Source organism: Blastocatellia bacterium (genome assembly GCA_035275065.1).
Lineage (GTDB): Bacteria > Acidobacteriota > Blastocatellia > UBA7656 > UBA7656 > DATENM01.
In genome coordinates, this window is sequence record DATENM010000153.1 from 156,423 (window position 1) to 172,712 (window position 16,290).

The following is a 16,290-nucleotide window of genomic DNA, read 5'->3' on the forward strand; positions in this document are numbered from 1 at the left end:
AGCCCGCAACCGCGGTGTGCGCCGCGCTTGCCAGCCACAGACACAGCGGCGACAATGAATTTGAGCCTTAGGCTCCGAGCGGACGCTTGCCGAAATCAATCGAGGGACAATCAATCATGCACAGGCAGGCAGAACCGTTGAAAGGCATCCTCGTAGGCGCACTGGCCGGGCTGGCCGGCGGCCTGGTGATGGATGGGTTTCAAAACCTCTGGAGCAAGCTCACCGAAGACGACAGGGATTCCCAACACGCCCACCCGCCGCGCCAGTATGTCGGCCAGCAGCAGCTTGACGGCGAGCAACAGTCAGAAGACGAAGATGAGCCCGCCACGGTCAAAGCCGCCGATGCCATCTCCGAAGAAATCTTCGACCACGAATTGACCAAATCCGAGCGCCGCATTGCCGGGCCGGCAATGCATTACGCAATGGCGATGTCGAGCGGCATGATTTATGGCGCGGCGGCAGAATGGACGCCGGCGGCGAGCGCCGGCTTCGGGCTGCCGTTTGGCGCGGCGGTCTGGGCAGTCGCCGACGAGGCGGTGGTGCCGCTGCTCGGCCTCTCGAAATCGCCGAGCGCCTACCCCGTGTCGAAGCATCTCTACTCGCTGGCCTCTCACTTCGTCTATGGCGCGACGACCGAAGCGGCGCGGCGACTGCTGCGCAACGTGATGTGAAGAAGCGTTAATCAAGACGCGAGCGCGACCTGCGCGTCAATGCGGTTCGTCGGCGTCGGCGATGATGGCTTTGACTTTCTCGTTGAGCCGCCGCATGCCGCGAACCCAGCGGTCATAATCGTCCGACTTGCGGCGAAAGTATTCGAGGACTTCAGGGTGAGGCAGAATCAGAAAGCGCTCGACGCGCAGGCCGGCCACGACGATGTCAGCGACGCGATCAGGATCGAGCGCGCCGTCGCGCAGGAAACCGCCGCCGCGCGCCTGTTCGAGCATGTTGGTGCGCACGCCTTGCGGGCATAAACAAGAGACTTTAATTCCCTGATCGCCATAGGTGATCGCCAGCCATTCGGCGAACGCCACCGCCGCGTGCTTAGTCACAGAGTAGGGCGCCGAGCCGACCTGCGTGAGCAGGCCCGCCGCCGACGCGGTCTGCAACAGGTAACCGTCGCCGCGCTCAAGCATCTGCGGCAGCACGGCGCGCGCCGCATAGATGTGCGCCATCACGTTGATCTTCCAGATGCGCTCCCAACCTTCATCGCTCGCCTCTGGCCCACCGTCCAGGGCAATGCCGGCATTCGAGCAGAAGAGGTCAACTTGCCCGTAGCGCTCTGTAGCTTTGGCTACGAGCTGAACGACATCCTCTTCGCGGCTGACATCGGTTCGGACGGCGAGCCCGGCGATAGATTCAGCGACTTCGCTTGCGCCCGCTTCGTCAATATCGGCGACGACGACGCGAGCGCCTTCGCCGACGAAGCGGCGACACAGGGCGCGTCCGATGCCGGTCGCGCCGCCGGTGACGACAGCGACTTTATCTTTGAGTTCCATATTGCGCAGAGAATATGCAAATCAGCGCGCCTTGTCTAGTGATGCACTCAGTTCTTGGGATCAGCAGTTATTCACCGCAGAGGACACAGAGGATGCGCAGAGGGGGCCCGTCATTTCTCTCTGCGCCCGCTCTGCGTCCTCTGTGTCCTCTGCGGTGAACGCTGCCGCTTTATGCGTCATTGATCATTTGTTACTTACATACGTCGCCGCCAGGTCGTCGAGCATCTTGCGCAGGCTGTCTTCCGAAAGCCACTGGCCGCGCAACACGACGCCCGAACGCCGGGCGACATTGGCCACGTCTTTGAGCGGGTTGTCATCAACCAGAATCAGGTCGGCGCGCTTGCCGACTTCGACGGTGCCGAACTCGCCTTCGGCTTTCAAGTAAACCGCCGGGTTGCGCGTTCCCGCCGTGAGTATCTGGTACGGGGTCAGCCCGGCGCGCGCCATCGCCTGCATCTCGCGGTGCAGCGAAAAGCCCGGCACGCTGAACAACTGCGGCGCATCCGAGCCGAGCATCACTCTGCCCGTGCCTTCCTGCAACGCTTTCAATATCTTGTTGCGCAGATCGAGGACGCGCTGCCCCGGCTTCGGGTCGGGGTTCTGCATCAACTGGCCTGCGCGCTGCTGTGCCCACTGGTTGACCATCGCCTGTGGCACATACTTCAGCTCCGGCCGCTGCTTGAGCGATTCGACGCTCTCCGTTCCCATAAACGCCTGCCAGAGCGCCATCGTCGGCACCACCCATGCGCCGGCCTCGCGCGTCGCCTCGACCAACCGCGGTATTTTTCGCTCGTCCAGGTAATCGACAAACTTCTGCGCGTGCGTCATCGGGTCAGCGTTCCGCACCGGCGAATCGTCGGCTTCTAACTCTTCAACGTACCCGTCGAGGTGCTCGACGGTTGATTGTCCCGCCTTGAGCGCATGCGGCAATCCGACGGCGTCAGGGATGTGGCCGCCGAACGGCAGTCCGACTTCTTTGGCCGTCTTCACAATCGCGTCATAAGTCGCCAAGGACAAGCCTTCGTGAATCTTCAGCAGGTCAAAGCCCGCCTGTTTGTACTCGCGGACTTTCTGCGCGCCCTCTTCCGGCGAATGCACCGACTGGCCGGTCATGGCCGGGCCGGCGACATAGAGTTTCGGCCCGAAGACTTCGCCGCGATTGATGCGGTCGCGCAAGGCCGGATGATTAGGAAAGCCGAACATACCGCGCACCGTCGTCACACCATTGGCGACAAACAACAGGAGAAACGAATTGCTCAACGCCTCGCCCTGGTTCGGATGCGGTAAGTGGCCATGCATCTCCGCGAGGCCGGGCATCAGGTACTTGCCTCTGGCTTCGACGCGCAGCGCATCGGCGGGCACTTTGATCTTCGCGGCAGGGCCGATCTCGGCAATGCGGTCACCGCGCACGATGACCGTCTGGTTTTCAATGACGCGCTCACGATCCATCGGCACGACGTTGACGCCGACAAAAGCGATGACTTGCGGCTTTGCGCCTTGCAGTCGGGCGTCCCGCGCCAGGGCGGCGCAGTTGACAATCAATAACATCAGGGCGAGCAGAACGGCTTTGATCTTCATCAGTCTGTTTCCTTGAGGTAAGAGGTTCCACTGGTGTGTTGTTTGAAAGCGCGTTGAGCATAGCAGGCAGAGGTTGAAAAGACACGCGGCGCTGTGACGAAGCGGCCTGTCGGCGTGATTGGCGGGCTCTGCGGCATGATGAAAAATGCGGGCGGCATTTGCGCCCTGACATCACGCTGCAAAGCGGTTATCATCATGCATCCCACTGAACCGCAACTCGACTCGAAGGAGAGACTGATGAGCATTGATCGCAGGGACTTCATGAAATTCAGCGCCCTCGGCGCGCTCGCGCTTGCTGCCGACCCGAAGGAGTTGCTCGGGCAAGATGCGGGCCAGTTGCCTAACCTGGCGAAGCAGGCCAGGCCGATCACTCGCGAAGAATACCTTGAGCGCCAGGAGCGCGCCCGCCGCCATATGCGTGACGCCGGTATCGCGGCCATCATGCTGACCGGCGGCACCAGCCTCAACTATTTCACCGGCACGCAGTGGGGCAACAGCGAGCGCATGTTCGCCTGCGTCATTCCGGCGAAGGGCGAGCTGGCATTCGTGACGCCGGCCTTTGAAAAAGACCGCGCCCTTGAGCAGATCAAGTTCGCCGGCGATGTGCGCACCTGGCAGGAAGATGAAAGTCCTTACCGGCTGGTGGCGCAGATTCTCAAGGATCGCGGCATCACGGCCGGCAAGCTCGGCATTGAAGAGACGGTGGATTTTCGTTTCTCGGACGGCGTCGCCAAAGCCGCGCCGACGATTGAAATCACCAGCGCCGACCCTGTGACGGCGCGTTGTCGCCGCATCAAGACAGCGCATGAGCTTGAGCTGAGTCGTCTGGCCAATCAGATCACTCTCAAGGCGTACGAGGTGGCGCTCAAATCATTGCGCGAAGGCATGACGCACGTCGAACTTGGGCAGAAGATCAGTGCGGCGCACCGCGAGCTGGGCGCACAGGGCGGCGCGCTGGTCTTGTTCGGCGCGTGGTCGGCTTCGCCGCACGGGACAGTCACGCCGCAGAAGCTCAAAGAAGGCGACATCGTTTTAGTTGACGGGGGCTGTTCGGTGATGGGCTACCAATCCGATATCACGCGCACGACGATCTTTGGCAAGGCGTCGGAGAAGCAGCTCAAAGTGTGGGAGATCGTCAAGCGCGCCCAGGCGGCGGCTTTGAAAGCGGCGCGTCCGGGCGTCGCCTGCGAAGACGTCGACGCGGCGGCGCGGCAGGTGATTGCCGACGCCGGCTACGGGCCGGACTATAAATACTTCACGCACCGCGTCGGTCATGGCATCGGCATGGATGGCCACGAATGGACTTATCTGGTGCGCGGCAACAAGACGAAGCTGGAGCCGGGCATGACCTTCAGCGACGAGCCGGGCATCTACATCCCCGGCGAATTCGGCGTCCGCCTCGAAGACATCATGGTCATCACCGAACGCGGCGCGGAGTTGTTCACAGGCCAGGCCGCCTCCATTGATAACCCTTGCGCGACGGCGTGAGACGAGGTGCAATGATGAGATTAATTGTCAGCCTGTCACTGTGCGCATGCATCGCGGCGCTGACCGTTGCGAGAATAGAATCCTGCGCGCAGGCAATTTCTAAACACCAAATACATTCACAAAAGAAAGGGCGAAAGATGACCGATAAAGTAGTCAAAACCGATGAAGAGTGGCGCAAGGAACTGACGCCGGATCAGTACGAAGTCACCCGCCACCACGGCACTGAGCGCGCTTTCAGCGGCGAGTATTGGGACAATCACGAGAAGGGCAAATACATCTGCGTCTGCTGCGGGTTGGAGCTGTTCAGCTCTGACACCAAGTTCGATTCGGGCACCGGCTGGCCGAGCTTTTATAAGCCCGTTGACGAAGACAACGTCGAGATCAAGCGCGACACGAGCTATGGTATGGTGCGCGACGAAGTGCTATGTAGCCGCTGCGCCGCCCACCTCGGCCACGTCTTCGACGATGGCCCGCGCCCGACCGGCCTGCGTTACTGCATGAACTCGGCGGCGCTCAAGTTCGTCAAGCAAGAGTGATGGGGAAATGATGAACGATGAATGATGAATGATGAATGATGAGCTGCCAGAGCTTGCGCCCATTGCAATCAGTCACCGTCCCCCTAATTCATCGTTCATCATTCATCGTTCATCATTTCTTAAAGTAGCTATCGGTCGAGAACTTTTCTTTGAGATAACGCGCCCGCCAGCCGCGATCCACGCGGTCGAGCAACAGGCCCTCGCCCGCCCCCAGGTAATAGAAAGCCACGCGCTTGTAATTCTTCAATTGCAAGCTCGACAGCTCTGCGGTGATGTTCTGGCGCAGCTTACTGGCTACGGTTGCGAACGGCGTGTAATCCTTGAGCTGTCGAAATTGCTTCGTCGGATGGTAAGCGGTCGCCGCCAGACTGGCGACCTGGTACTCGGTATACCTGGCAATCCCTTCCTGCCACAACTGAAATGAATAATACTTGTAGTCATCAGCCGCGAGCGCGGCTTTAAGCTGCTGCCGTGATCGCAGGTAATCCGCCAGCCGCGCCGCAAAATCCGCATGGCTTGCACCGAGCGCCGCCGCAAGCTGCCGCGCCATGTCCGATGTCAGGCGATTCACATCCGCCGAATCGTAGGGGTAAGCGAAGTTCAACATCCACATCCCTGTCTGGTCGCCGCGCGCCAGACCGAGCGCCGCAACGCCGGCGTTATAATCCGGCTGCGTCGTTTGCAGTTGGTGAAAGTGTTCATGCAGCAGCGTCGTCACCCACGGCGTCGAGGTCTTCGCGTCAGTGTTTTCAGCCTGGCCAACAACAATCGTCGGAATGCCGCCGACTGCGGGGAAGGTCGCAAGCAAGTTGACCTGGAAAACTCGCGGGCGATAGTAAACATCGCTTCTCAACAGCGGGTCGTAACCGAGGCGCGTGAAATCGCTCGACGGTTTCGGATGCTTGACGAGGAATTCATGTGTGGGCGTAATCAGCAGGATGGCAAACGGCGCTTGCTGCCAGCCCGCCCATATTCGATCACCTAACCAGTCACCGAGCCGGAAGGCTTCGGCCAGCCGCAGGCGATCCACTTCAGGGATAGCCGGGCGTGTTTGTGCCGACGCGGCTTGAACCAGTGCCAGGACGAAAAGCGCAATCGCAAACCTGATCTTCATTTCTTCCCCCTCAACTAGCGTGGGCACACGGATGATTTAGAAAACCCGCGAGCCGCTGAAAAGTTTCATGAGTTGTGGGGAAAAAGACGCGACGTGGGGACGCGGCGAGGGAAGAAAACGACGCGGCGACGCGGCGACACGGCAACGCGGGGAAAGAAAGAAAAGCTGTTAGCCTCTGTCTCTTTCCCTCACCGCGTCGCCGCGTCGCCGCGTCCCTCTTCCCGTGTCGCCGTGTCGTATCGCTTAAGGCCGGCGGTTGGCGTTGCCGGCGTTGCGGTTGCCTGCCGCTGCGCCACCGGCGTTATGGTTGGCCGCGCCGCCCGCCGCCGGAGCCGCGCCGCCAGTGGCGCCGACCTTGCCGGCGGCATCCTGAGCCATCTGCAAATGCTGGCGCAGGGTCGGCACAGTGCGGCCCGCCCACGCCTTGACGTCGCTGTCTGAGCCGGTCGCCGCCTCGCGCTCAAACTCTGCCACGTCTTCCACGTGATCCTTCACCATCATGCTCATGTACTCGCGGTCAAAGGCAGCGCCCGAGAGCTTCGACAGTTTATCCACGTCCGCCTGGTGTTGCTGGTCGAGCGCCGTCGGCAGCGTGACGTTCTTCTGCGCCGCCAGCGACTTCAACTCGTTGCCGGCGCGCGAGTGGTCATCAACCATGCGCTGGCCGAACGCCTTGACGTCGGCATTGGCGGCCTTCTGCGTGGCAAGGCGGCCCAGCTCGACTTCTTCCATGCCGCCTACCGCTGCTTTGGTCATGAAGTCACGGTCGGCGCTGCTCGGGACGTTGCTCGCCGCGCTGTTGGTGTTGTTGAGCGTGTTGTTGGTGTTGCTGTGCGTGTTCGAATTGCTCGAATCGGCGCACGCCGCCATCAAGAGGGCTGCCGTCGCCAATATGACGAGAAAAGCTGCTGTGCGAATTGTTCTGGTCATCGTCTATCTCTCTCTTCCGGTGGTTCTGGTCTTCCGCAGATTGCCAAGCGCCACTTGGACGATCTTTCGTTCACCGTATACCCGCTGGCTCGTTTGACTGAATAGAATGCCGCTTACATCCGATTACGTTTGCCGCTTATCCGGCAACGGCTCGCCGCGCTCTTTTCGATCCGGGGTGGCCCGGCTGGCGTGGCCATTGGTCTGGGGCAGAGACTCGGCGACGAGCCGGAGCGATTGCGCGATTGAGCGCGGGCGTGGCGCTGTGCCGCGGCCCGCGGGCCAGCCCTCGCGCTGACGGGCGCGGTCGCCGTCGGTCTCTTCGGTCTGATCGTGAAAGAGAATCTGATGAGTCGGGTACGGCAAGTCTATGCCGTTTTCGCCGAGCCGCCGGCGGATGGCCGGGATGACCAGGTCGCGAACGCGCACCATATCGGCGCGGCGGCTCTTGGTCCACCAGCGCGCCCGCAGGATGAGGCCGTTGTCGCCCACCGCTTTGGTGACGACGGACGGCGGCGGCTCTGCCAGCACGCCCTCGACGCCGCTGATCGCTTCAACCATCAGCCGGCGCGCTTCGTCTACGTCATCGCCATAGCCGATGCCGACATCAATCGCCGTGCGCCGCACGCCATAAGCATTAAAGATTTTCACGCTCTGAGTGTAGATGGCGGAATTCGGAATGACGACGAGATAACCGTCGTAGGTTTTAATCAACGTCGCCCGGCCCTGAATCTCCTGTACGATGCCTTCATAGTTGCCGACAGCGATCTCGTCGCCGAGGCGGAACGGTTGCGCCAGCAAGAGCAGGATGCCGGCGAGAAAGTTCTGCAAGATGTCGCGGAAGGCAAAGCCGATGGCGACGCCGCTGATGCCGAGTATCTGAATCAGGTCGCGCGCATGGAATGACGGCAAGACAATCGACAGGGTGACGAGCAAGGCGAACGAAATCACCAGCCACTGAGTCAGCCGCCCCATGAGCGCGCCGAGATTTCGATGCCGCTCGCTGTAGAAGCCGCCGATCACGCGCTTGAGCCATCGCGACAGCAAGAGCGCAACTGTAAACATCACAATGGCGAGAAACAGGTTCGGCAGGATGGCGATGGCGCCATTGAGGATCGCGTTGATTTTCTCCCATGCCGGCCCGATGTCAACATTCATCCCAATCATCCTCTGAGGTCAATCACAACCACTGCCCTGCGCCGGCTGAGGCGCGGGAGCGCGGCCCCGGTCGCTCGATGAGCTGACGGGCTTCGGCGATGCGCGCGTTGAGCGGCGGCGTCTCGCCGTGGCTCAACGCATCAACCAGCTCGACGGCGGTGCGCAATAAAAACCGCATGACCGATTCATCTTTGAACTCGATGGCGATGCGGCAGCACGCCGGGCCGTCGGGGTGAACCACGCACGCATCATGCACGGGCACGCCGGCCAGCGTCGCCAGTTCGAGCGCGACACGCGCCGTCACCTGCCCAAAGCCAATCGCCGTCGGCGTCGGCTCAATCAGCTCGCCGGTTCGGCCTGTGCCGCAATAATGCTGCTTGATCCCGGGCAGCATCGTCAGCAAGCGGCTCATGAAGCCTGTGACCTCGTGCGTCTCTTTGCCTGCCAGGTCTTCGAGCGCCAACTGCATCACCAGCACGGGCGCGTCGTGGTAGATATTGTTGCCATTCAATGTCCTGATGTATTCGATTCTCATGTCAGCGTCCTTCCTCGGCGACGGCCAATCGCTACACAGCTCGCCGATGCTCAGGCATACATGATTGAACAAACAAAAACCATGCCGGGTCATTAACACCCGTTAAGCGCGCTCGCGGCGCGTGCGTGAGCAGGTTGATCAGGAATCAGGATCTGTAAACCGCAATGGGCTGCATGCCTGGTCATACTCTGTCCCGACGTCTCCTTACATCGTTCCCACGCGCATGACCCGCCGCGCATCGCAGCGCGATACGCTTACTTCAGCACACGCAGGGAGGTGGGATACATCCAAATATTGAGCAACTTCTATGCCCGCAAGAATGACTCAGGCTGTATGCGGTTTGGAAGGTAAAGCGCGCAGGAGCGGGCCGGCACCGTCGCACGAATGCGCCGACAGGCGGCCATAATGGCTCAAATCATAACAGCCGCCCTGGCCGTTCATGTTCTATAGCCACACAGCGCAAGTGGCACAATGCGAGTCGGCCAATCAGAGGCCGCCAGTCGTTTGAGCCAGGGACGGCTTCGCTGATGCGCGCTCAAGCGGGCGTTCAATGCCCGGTGACGGCGCTGTGGGCTTCGTAGGCTCTGGTCTCCAGAATCTTTTTGATCTCTTCGACGATGAGCTGAAGCTCTTCGTCTTTGCTGTAGAAATGCGGCGCGACGCGGATGCCGGCGCCGGGACGGTAATCGACAAGACAGTCGCGGCGCAGCAACTCTTTGGTCACCTCGTAACCGTGCGGCACATCCATGACGACCGTGCCGCCGCGCTCGTCTGCGCGCTTCGGGCAGCGCACCGTGAAGCCCGCCTCTTCAGCCAGCTCGATCAAGCGCGTCGTCTGGCGCATGGATTTCTCTCTGATTCGCTCGACGCCGACTTCGTTGATGATCTCGTAGCCCGACATCGCCGCGTACATTCCCGGCACGTTTGGCGAGCCGTGCAGGAAGCGATAGATGTCGTCGGCATAATCCTGCGGCCCAACTTCGAAAGCGAACGGCTGCCGGTGCGCCATCCAGCCGGTCATCGCCGGTTGTAATGTCGGCCACAGATCGCGGCGGACGTAGAGATAGCCCGCGCCCGGCCCGCCGCACAGCCATTTGACCGAGCCGCCGGTCGCAAAGTCTAAGCCGATGTCGCGCACATCGAGCGGCACGGTGCCGGCAGATTGATAAACGTCGGCGACCACCATCGCCCCAACACTGTGAGCTTTCTCGGTGATGGCTTTGAGGTCTTGAATGAAGGCGCTCTTGAAGATGACGTGCGACACGCTGACCAGCAGCGTCTCTTCGTCAATCGCTTCGAGCAGGCGTTCGAGCGGCACCGTCATGCCGTCATCCGACGGCACCGTGACGACGCGCGCGCCGCGCCGTTCGAGGGCGTGAAAGATATAAAGGTTCGAGGGGAAGTTGAGCGCCTCGCTAACGATCTTGTTGCGCTTGCCGGTAAAGTCGAGGCACGAATGGATGAGCGACTGGCAGACCGAGACGTTCTGGTGCATGACGACTTCGCCCTCGCCCGCGCCGATGATCTTGCCGACCAGGTCGCCGACGGCGCGCGGCATCTCCCACCAGCCTTCTTCCCAGGCGCGAATGCCGCGCGTCGCCCACTTGTCGGCATATTCGTTCAGGCGGTCGCGGGCGCGGCCCGGCATGGCGCCGAGCGAGTGCGAGATCATGTAAACCGTGTTATCGAGGATCGGGAATTCTTTCCGCCATTCAAGCAACTCGTCCATTGTTTCCTCTCCTTATTCGCGTGGCTTGCCCAGATGGTTACGCACCTCCCACAGCTCTGGGAAGAACTTGCGCTCGACGGTCTTGCGCAGGTAAGCGGCGCCCTCGCTGCCGCCGGTGCCGCTCTTGGTGCCGATCATGCGCTCGACCATCTTAACGTGGCGCAGCCGCCACATGGCAAACATCTCGTCGTATTCGATCAGGCTCTCGGCCAGCAAGAACAGGCTGTAATAATTCTCGGCGTCTTCGTAGATGCGCAGCAGTTCGAGGACGCGGCGGGTGTGCGCCTCATTATTTTCGCCGCCGCCTTCCGCGCCCGCTTCGTCAGCCGGCATGTCGAAGCCGCGCCGCCGCAGCAACTCATAAAACGCATCGAGCACCGAAGGCTGTTGAAGCCGCGCCGCCAGCCGGCTACGGGCTTCGCTGTCTTCGTCATAGTTCTTCAGGAAGCGCGCGTCCTTCAGCCCCGACATATATTCGATCTCGCGGAACTGAAAAGATTGAAACCCGCTGGCGGGCCGCAGGTGATCGCGGAACGCCAGAAAGTCGGTTGGCGTCATCGTTTCTAGCACCGATATCTGGCTGATCAATAAACGCTCAATCTCGATGCAGCGCCTGAGCAGGCGGTGCGCCACCAGCATCTCGTCGTTGTTCAAGCACTCGATGATGGTATCGAGCTCGTGCAGTAATTGCTTGAACCACAGCTCGTACACCTGATGAACGATGATGAACAGCGTCTCGTCGTGCTGCAAAGGCTCGGAGCGCAAGCGCTGCAAGCCGATCAGCTCATGGATGTTCAAGTAGCCGCCGTACGTCAGCCGCTGCTCGTCTTCCCGGTCGGGTAAACCAAAGGGCATCACGTCTCCTGAAAACTTCGAATTCTGGCGGTCGCCGTCCAAGTTGATTGACATGAGAAAGCTCCATAGAGATATTGCTGCCGCAGGGGTATGAAAGAGATCATAGGGAGCTTTCTCGTTTCTTCAATACTTTTCATCAGCCGCCCGCCTGATTGAAGGACGGCGCCCGCTTGTCGCGGAAGGCTTCGAAGGCTTCGCGGAAGTCCGGGTTGAGCATGCAGATGGCTTGCGCTGCGGATTCGGCTTCCAGAGCCGCTTCCAGGCTCATGTGCAGCTCGCGGTTCAGCGCCGCTTTCGTCATGCCGAGGGCGAATGCAGGGCCCGCGGCCAGGCGTTCGGCCCAGGCGCGCGCCTCGGTTTCGAGCCCTTCAGCCGGCACCACACGATTGTATAGCCCGGCGGCTGCCGCCTGCTCGGCGCTCAGGAAGTCGCCGGTGTAGAGCAGCTCGGTGGCTTTGCCCAGGCCGACGACTTTCGGCAATAGAAACGCCGCGCCCATGTCGGCGCCCGCCAGTCCGACTTTGACAAACAGGAAAGCGATCTTGGCCGTCTCGGCGGCGATGCGCAGGTCGGCGGCCAGCGCGATAACCGCGCCGGCACCGGCGACCGTGCCGTTCAACGCCGCAATCACCGGCTTCGGCAACAGGCGAATGTTGCGAATCAGCTCGCAGGTCATGCGCGTGAATTCGAGCAGTCCGGCCATATCGCGTTTGAACAACTCGCCGATGATCTCTTCGACATCGCCGCCCGAGCAGAAGCCGCGCCCGCGGCCCGTGATGACGACGACGCGCACCGCGTCGCGCGAGCGCAGGGCGACAAACAGCTCCGTCAATTCGCGGTAGACTTCAAAGGTCAGCGAGTTCAACCGCTCAGGCCGGTTGAAGGTAATCTGGGCGACGCCGTCGCGCTCGTCGTAAAGAAAGCTCCGAGGCTGGATGTCTGTCGGTGCTGTTGTCAACTGGCCTCCACGGTGGCCGCCGGCAGGCAGGCGATGGCTTCAATCTCGACCCGAGCCAGGTCTTCGACCAGCGCCGCGACTTCGACCAGCGCCATCGCCGGGTAGTGGCGGCCCATCAGCTCGCGGTAGGCGGCGCCGACCTGCTTGAGATTCGTCGTATAGGCTTGCTTGTCGGTGACGTAGACGCGCAACTGCGCGATGTCGCTCGCCGTGCCGCCGGCCTCGCGCACCACGGCGATGACGTTGCCGAGCGCCTGCGCGAACTGCTCGACGAAGTCAGCGCTGACAATGCGCTGCTCACTGTCCCAGGCGACCTGCCCGGCGACAAACAACAACTTGCCGCCCGCGACCAGCACGCCGTTGTTATAGCCGCGCGGCGCGCCCAACGATTCAGGATTGATGAAAGTCATCCGCATAATCCGCCGCCCGTATGCGGCCTGTCGCCGGTTATTTGCCGGGCGTTTCGATGGGCTTCAGGCCGCTGTACTCCTTCAGCTCCCACTTGTTGCCCTCTTTGGAGTTGCGCCTGACGAAGCCGAGGCCGGGCACGAAGTAATCATTGATCTCGGCCTGCCCGACCTTGCGGTAGAGCAACATGGCTTTCACCTTGCCGGTCGGCAATTGAATCTCCTGCTCGTTGACGACGGTGAACTCGACGATGGTCGGCGCTTCGGGCTCGGCGGGCGGCTGGCCTGGCTGTTGATACTTCGACCTGAGCGCCTGCGACCACGTCGCCCCCTGCTTCAACGACGACGCCTCGATCATCATGTAAGAAGGGTCGCGGTAGAAAAACTCGGTCACCGTCTTCTGGTTGTCGACGTCGCTGTCGGTCTTTTCGTAAAGGATCTGCACCTTGTCGCCGTCGCAGACGAAATGTCTTTCGGAGGTCTGGTTGATCTGGTAGCCGCCGCTGCTGTCGACGATCTGGGTAATCTCTTTGTAGCCCTTACGCCCGTTCTCTTCCCACGGGTCAACGATCACCGTCGCCGTCGCCGTGATGCCGCTCGAATAACTGACAATATAGATTCGGCGCGAGCCGGGAACCAGCGGGTAATAAGGATTACAGGCTTTAAAATTCGGGTCGGGCTGCACCGTCGGTGCCGGCGGCGTAATTGGCCCGATCACGCGCTGCGCCGTGTTGCTATTGCCGTTAGCATTAATTTGGTTGCGGTTGGCGGGAGGATTACAGGCGCTCAGGGCACAGGCCGCGAGCAGGATGAAGACGAGAGCGGTACGCATCAATCATGTCCTTTCAACGATGGCCGGCACGCCGGCGGCGCAGCGGCACAAATCAATTTTATTAACACCTCGCGCCGCGCCGCGCAAGCAGCGCCCGCCGGCGGCTTCTCGATCAAAGGCGGCGCGTGCTATAACGGGGGCGGCGCATGAGTAAGGAAATTCAACGGCGCGGCGGCGGTTTTGTTCCGCATAGTTGAAGCCCTCGCGCCGCGTCGGATTGCCTCATGAAGACCATTAAACAGCCAGCCGGCGGCAGCGAGCCGCAGAGTGCCGCCGTCTTTGCGGCGATGTTTTTTGCCGTCTTCGCGCTCGCTTCGTCGTCCATCTTCATCACCAAGCTGGCAGCGGTTCCGGCGCTGGTCATCGCTTTCTATCGCATGGCGATTGCCACGGCCTTGCTGTTGCCGGCGGCGCTCATGCTCAAGCGGCGCGAGCTGATGGCCTTCACGCGCCGTGATGGGCTGCTGCTGTTGCTGGGCGGCGCTTGCCTGGCGCTGCATTTCGGCGCGTGGTTCACCTCGCTCAAATACATTCCGATTGCCACGTCGGTCGTGCTGGTCAACAGCCACCCGCTCTTCGTGGTGATCGCCTCGGCGATCTTTCTCGGCGAAAGGCCAAAGGCGCGCTCGCTGGTCGGCACTTTGCTTGGGCTGGCGGGCATGCTCATCATCAGCCGCGACGCGCTGGTTAACGCTGAACAGAGTGAATCGAGTCAGGCGCTCGCCGGTGATGCGCTGGCGGTCATGGGGGCGCTAGCGGTCGTCGGCTACTTCATCGTCGGGCGCAAAGCCCGCGCCCACATGAGCTTGCTCGGTTACGCGACGCCGCTCTACGGCGTCTGCTCGCTCTTCCTGTTGTTGATGGTCCTGGTCACAGGCAGCCGCCTTGCGCCTTACGGCCGTGGCGAGTGGCTGTATTTCGTCCTACTCGCGGTGGTGCCGACGATCCTCGGCCACACGGTCTTCAACTGGGCCTTGCGGCACGTGCGCCCGTCGGCGATTTCGGTCGCTTTCTTAGGCGAGCCGGTGGTTGCGGGGCTGCTGGCTTTTGCTATCTTCGGACAGCGCCCCCCGCTTGCGACCTACATCGGCGGCGCGCTGATCCTCGCAGGCATCTACCTGACGACTTCCAGCAAACCCGACTCGTGATTGCGCCTCACGGATCGTCGGTTGCAAAATAATAAGAGACAATGACAAGAGAATGACAAGAGAATGATGAGCGAATGCTGGCAGAACGATGAGCCACGGGTCAGGGATGAGCGCACCTGAAAAGCAAATCTTACTGACGGCCTTCGAGCCGTTCGGCGGCGAGACGGCAAACCCGTCGCTTGAGGCCGCACGCCAGATGAGCGGCGTCGAGTTTCCGTGCGCCTCACTGACGGTTCTTGAATTGCCGGTTGATCGCCATCGCGCCATCGAAGTCGCAAGCGAGCGCCTTCGCGCTTTGCGTCCCGACGCGGTCATTATGCTGGGGCTGGCGATGGCGCGTTATCGCATCACGCCCGAGCGCGTCGCCATCAACATCGACGATTACCGCATCCCCGATAACGCCGGTAATCAACCGGCCGGCGAGCCCATCATCGAAGGCGGGCCGGTCGGCTACCTGTCAACGCTGCCGATCCGCGCCATCACCGACAGGTTGTTGCGGGCGCGCATACCGGCAGCGATTTCCAACAGCGCCGGCACCTACCTGTGCAATCGTCTCTTCTATAGCGTGATGCACTTGATCGCCACAGAGCAGTTGCCGACCATCGCCGGCTTCATTCACCTGCCCTACATGCACGAGCAGGCATTGGATAAACACCCGGAGGTGCCGAGCCTGGCGCGCGAGACCATCGTCGAAGGCGTGCGACTGTCTATCGATGTCACGGTTGGCATCGAGCGCCGCTGATGTAGCGCAATCTGTTAGATTGCGCAGCGACTCGCGCAAGCTGACAGCTTGCGCCACATCGAAGATGAAATACCACAAGCTCCACGACTGGAATCTCACACCCACGGAAGCGGTGGCGCTGCAAAACCAGTTGCGCAATCAGGTGCGCATCCAGCCGCTTGCGGGCGAAGTCAAGCTGGTTGCGGGCTGCGACATCTCGTTCAATCGATTTTCGGAGATTGTTTACGCCGGCATCATCGTGCTGCGCTTGCCTGAGCTTGAAGTGGTAAGCCGGGCCACGGTGGTGACGCGGGCGCCCTTCCCTTACGTTCCCGGCTTGCTATCGTTCCGCGAAACGCCGCCCTTGCTCGAAGCCTGGGAGAAGTTGGAAGTCGCGCCGGATGTCGTGATGCTCGACGGTCAGGGCATGGCGCACCCGCGACGTTTCGGCATTGCCTGTCACTTCGGCTTGCTGACCGGACGGCCTACGCTCGGCTGCGCCAAGACGGTGCTGGTCGGCAAGTTTGATGAACCGGGCGAGCGCGCCGGCGAGTATTCGTTGATGACGCACAAGGGCGAGACCATCGGCGCAGCGGTGCGCACTAAAGACCGCGTCGCGCCGGTCTATGTGTCAGTCGGCCACTTGATCGATTTGCCGGGAGCGATCCGGCTGGCGTTGCGCTCGGTCAAGGGCTATCAAGACGACGGCCTGTTTGCGGATTCAAAATCGAAATACCGTATCCCTGAGCCGACCAGACAGGCGCACCTGCTAGTCAACGAACTGCGCCGCAACGCCGGCGTCGAATAG

Annotated in this window: 17 protein-coding genes; 6 read left to right on the top strand and 11 right to left on the bottom strand. The window is 61.3% G+C overall.

Annotation, left to right across the window (positions count from 1 at the left end; all coding sequences use genetic code 11):
• The first annotated feature begins 116 nt into the window (after positions 1-116).
• The gene (locus VJ464_28695; protein ID HKQ09136.1) at positions 117-671 is read left to right on the top strand and encodes a DUF1440 domain-containing protein; all 555 of its coding nucleotides are present in this window, start codon (positions 117-119) and stop codon (positions 669-671) included.
• A 36-nt stretch (positions 672-707) separates the two neighbouring features.
• Here the strand turns inward: VJ464_28695 and VJ464_28700 are convergent, their stop codons facing one another.
• Both VJ464_28700 and VJ464_28705 read right to left on the bottom strand, forming a co-directional pair.
• Complete coding sequence (locus tag VJ464_28700; protein HKQ09137.1) at positions 708-1,496, bottom strand: SDR family oxidoreductase; 789 nt, start codon at positions 1,494-1,496, stop codon at positions 708-710.
• 183 nt (positions 1,497-1,679) lie between these two features.
• Positions 1,680-3,074 (bottom strand): amidohydrolase family protein, encoded by a 1,395-nt coding sequence (locus VJ464_28705; GenBank protein HKQ09138.1) that lies wholly within the window; start codon positions 3,072-3,074, stop codon positions 1,680-1,682.
• A gap of 237 nt (positions 3,075-3,311) precedes the next feature.
• Between VJ464_28705 and VJ464_28710 the strand changes: the two genes are divergently transcribed.
• Together VJ464_28710 and msrB are read left to right on the top strand one after the other, a co-directional pair.
• Entirely contained in the window at positions 3,312-4,562 is a 1,251-nt protein-coding gene (locus VJ464_28710; GenBank protein ID HKQ09139.1) for a Xaa-Pro peptidase family protein, read from the top strand.
• Positions 4,563-4,699: 137 nt separating this feature from the next.
• On the top strand, positions 4,700-5,098 hold the full coding sequence (gene msrB, locus VJ464_28715) for a peptide-methionine (R)-S-oxide reductase MsrB (GenBank protein HKQ09140.1): 399 nt from the start codon (positions 4,700-4,702) through the stop codon (positions 5,096-5,098).
• Between the two features lie 112 nt (positions 5,099-5,210).
• Here the strand turns inward: msrB and VJ464_28720 are convergent, their stop codons facing one another.
• The 9 genes from VJ464_28720 to VJ464_28760 form a co-directional block, all read right to left on the bottom strand.
• On the bottom strand, positions 5,211-6,212 hold the full coding sequence (locus tag VJ464_28720; protein ID HKQ09141.1) for a hypothetical protein: 1,002 nt from the start codon (positions 6,210-6,212) through the stop codon (positions 5,211-5,213).
• A 243-nt stretch (positions 6,213-6,455) separates the two neighbouring features.
• A complete protein-coding gene (locus tag VJ464_28725; GenBank protein ID HKQ09142.1) occupies positions 6,456-7,142 on the bottom strand; it encodes a DUF4142 domain-containing protein in 687 nt (228 codons plus the stop codon).
• A gap of 123 nt (positions 7,143-7,265) precedes the next feature.
• Entirely contained in the window at positions 7,266-8,297 is a 1,032-nt protein-coding gene (locus tag VJ464_28730; protein ID HKQ09143.1) for a mechanosensitive ion channel family protein, read from the bottom strand.
• A gap of 22 nt (positions 8,298-8,319) precedes the next feature.
• Positions 8,320-8,832, bottom strand: coding sequence for a hypothetical protein (locus tag VJ464_28735; GenBank protein HKQ09144.1), 513 nt, complete (start codon positions 8,830-8,832; stop codon positions 8,320-8,322).
• A gap of 547 nt (positions 8,833-9,379) precedes the next feature.
• Positions 9,380-10,561: an aminotransferase class V-fold PLP-dependent enzyme gene (locus VJ464_28740; GenBank protein ID HKQ09145.1), complete on the bottom strand. Its 1,182-nt coding sequence runs from the start codon at positions 10,559-10,561 to the stop codon at positions 9,380-9,382.
• A gap of 12 nt (positions 10,562-10,573) precedes the next feature.
• Positions 10,574-11,470: a tryptophan 2,3-dioxygenase family protein gene (locus tag VJ464_28745; protein HKQ09146.1), complete on the bottom strand. Its 897-nt coding sequence runs from the start codon at positions 11,468-11,470 to the stop codon at positions 10,574-10,576.
• An 82-nt stretch (positions 11,471-11,552) separates the two neighbouring features.
• On the bottom strand, positions 11,553-12,374 hold the full coding sequence (locus VJ464_28750; protein HKQ09147.1) for an enoyl-CoA hydratase family protein: 822 nt from the start codon (positions 12,372-12,374) through the stop codon (positions 11,553-11,555).
• Positions 12,371-12,790 carry a RidA family protein gene (locus VJ464_28755; protein ID HKQ09148.1) on the bottom strand — a complete coding sequence of 140 codons (420 nt, stop codon included), beginning with the start codon at positions 12,788-12,790 and terminating at the stop codon, positions 12,371-12,373. Before VJ464_28755 ends, VJ464_28750 begins: the two co-directional genes overlap by 4 nt.
• A gap of 31 nt (positions 12,791-12,821) precedes the next feature.
• Complete coding sequence (locus VJ464_28760; protein ID HKQ09149.1) at positions 12,822-13,613, bottom strand: hypothetical protein; 792 nt, start codon at positions 13,611-13,613, stop codon at positions 12,822-12,824.
• 224 nt (positions 13,614-13,837) lie between these two features.
• On the opposite strand from VJ464_28760, the gene VJ464_28765 reads away from it, so the two are divergent.
• The 3 genes from VJ464_28765 to VJ464_28775 all read left to right on the top strand — a co-directional run bounded on the left by VJ464_28765 (position 13,838) and on the right by VJ464_28775 (position 16,290).
• Positions 13,838-14,761 (top strand): EamA family transporter, encoded by a 924-nt coding sequence (locus tag VJ464_28765; GenBank protein ID HKQ09150.1) that lies wholly within the window; start codon positions 13,838-13,840, stop codon positions 14,759-14,761.
• Positions 14,762-14,867: 106 nt separating this feature from the next.
• On the top strand, positions 14,868-15,503 hold the full coding sequence (pcp, locus tag VJ464_28770) for a pyroglutamyl-peptidase I (protein HKQ09151.1): 636 nt from the start codon (positions 14,868-14,870) through the stop codon (positions 15,501-15,503).
• A gap of 64 nt (positions 15,504-15,567) precedes the next feature.
• Entirely contained in the window at positions 15,568-16,290 is a 723-nt protein-coding gene (locus tag VJ464_28775; GenBank protein HKQ09152.1) for an endonuclease V, read from the top strand.

Bases quoted from the DNA above. Each gene is read 5' to 3' on its own strand.
- VJ464_28695 (HKQ09136.1), top strand. From the start codon at position 117: ATGCACAGGCAGGCAGAACCGTTGAAAGGCATCCTCGTAGGCGCACTG.
- VJ464_28700 (HKQ09137.1), bottom strand. From the start codon at position 1,496: ATGGAACTCAAAGATAAAGTCGCTGTCGTCACCGGCGGCGCGACCGGC.
- VJ464_28705 (HKQ09138.1), bottom strand. From the start codon at position 3,074: ATGAAGATCAAAGCCGTTCTGCTCGCCCTGATGTTATTGATTGTCAAC.
- VJ464_28710 (HKQ09139.1), top strand. From the start codon at position 3,312: ATGAGCATTGATCGCAGGGACTTCATGAAATTCAGCGCCCTCGGCGCG.
- msrB (HKQ09140.1), top strand. From the start codon at position 4,700: ATGACCGATAAAGTAGTCAAAACCGATGAAGAGTGGCGCAAGGAACTG.
- VJ464_28720 (HKQ09141.1), bottom strand. From the start codon at position 6,212: ATGAAGATCAGGTTTGCGATTGCGCTTTTCGTCCTGGCACTGGTTCAA.
- VJ464_28725 (HKQ09142.1), bottom strand. From the start codon at position 7,142: ATGACCAGAACAATTCGCACAGCAGCTTTTCTCGTCATATTGGCGACG.
- VJ464_28730 (HKQ09143.1), bottom strand. From the start codon at position 8,297: ATGAATGTTGACATCGGGCCGGCATGGGAGAAAATCAACGCGATCCTC.
- VJ464_28735 (HKQ09144.1), bottom strand. From the start codon at position 8,832: ATGAGAATCGAATACATCAGGACATTGAATGGCAACAATATCTACCAC.
- VJ464_28740 (HKQ09145.1), bottom strand. From the start codon at position 10,561: ATGGACGAGTTGCTTGAATGGCGGAAAGAATTCCCGATCCTCGATAAC.
- VJ464_28745 (HKQ09146.1), bottom strand. From the start codon at position 11,470: ATGTCAATCAACTTGGACGGCGACCGCCAGAATTCGAAGTTTTCAGGA.
- VJ464_28755 (HKQ09148.1), bottom strand. From the start codon at position 12,790: ATGCGGATGACTTTCATCAATCCTGAATCGTTGGGCGCGCCGCGCGGC.
- VJ464_28760 (HKQ09149.1), bottom strand. From the start codon at position 13,613: ATGCGTACCGCTCTCGTCTTCATCCTGCTCGCGGCCTGTGCCCTGAGC.
- VJ464_28765 (HKQ09150.1), top strand. From the start codon at position 13,838: ATGAAGACCATTAAACAGCCAGCCGGCGGCAGCGAGCCGCAGAGTGCC.
- pcp (HKQ09151.1), top strand. From the start codon at position 14,868: ATGAGCGCACCTGAAAAGCAAATCTTACTGACGGCCTTCGAGCCGTTC.
- VJ464_28775 (HKQ09152.1), top strand. From the start codon at position 15,568: ATGAAATACCACAAGCTCCACGACTGGAATCTCACACCCACGGAAGCG.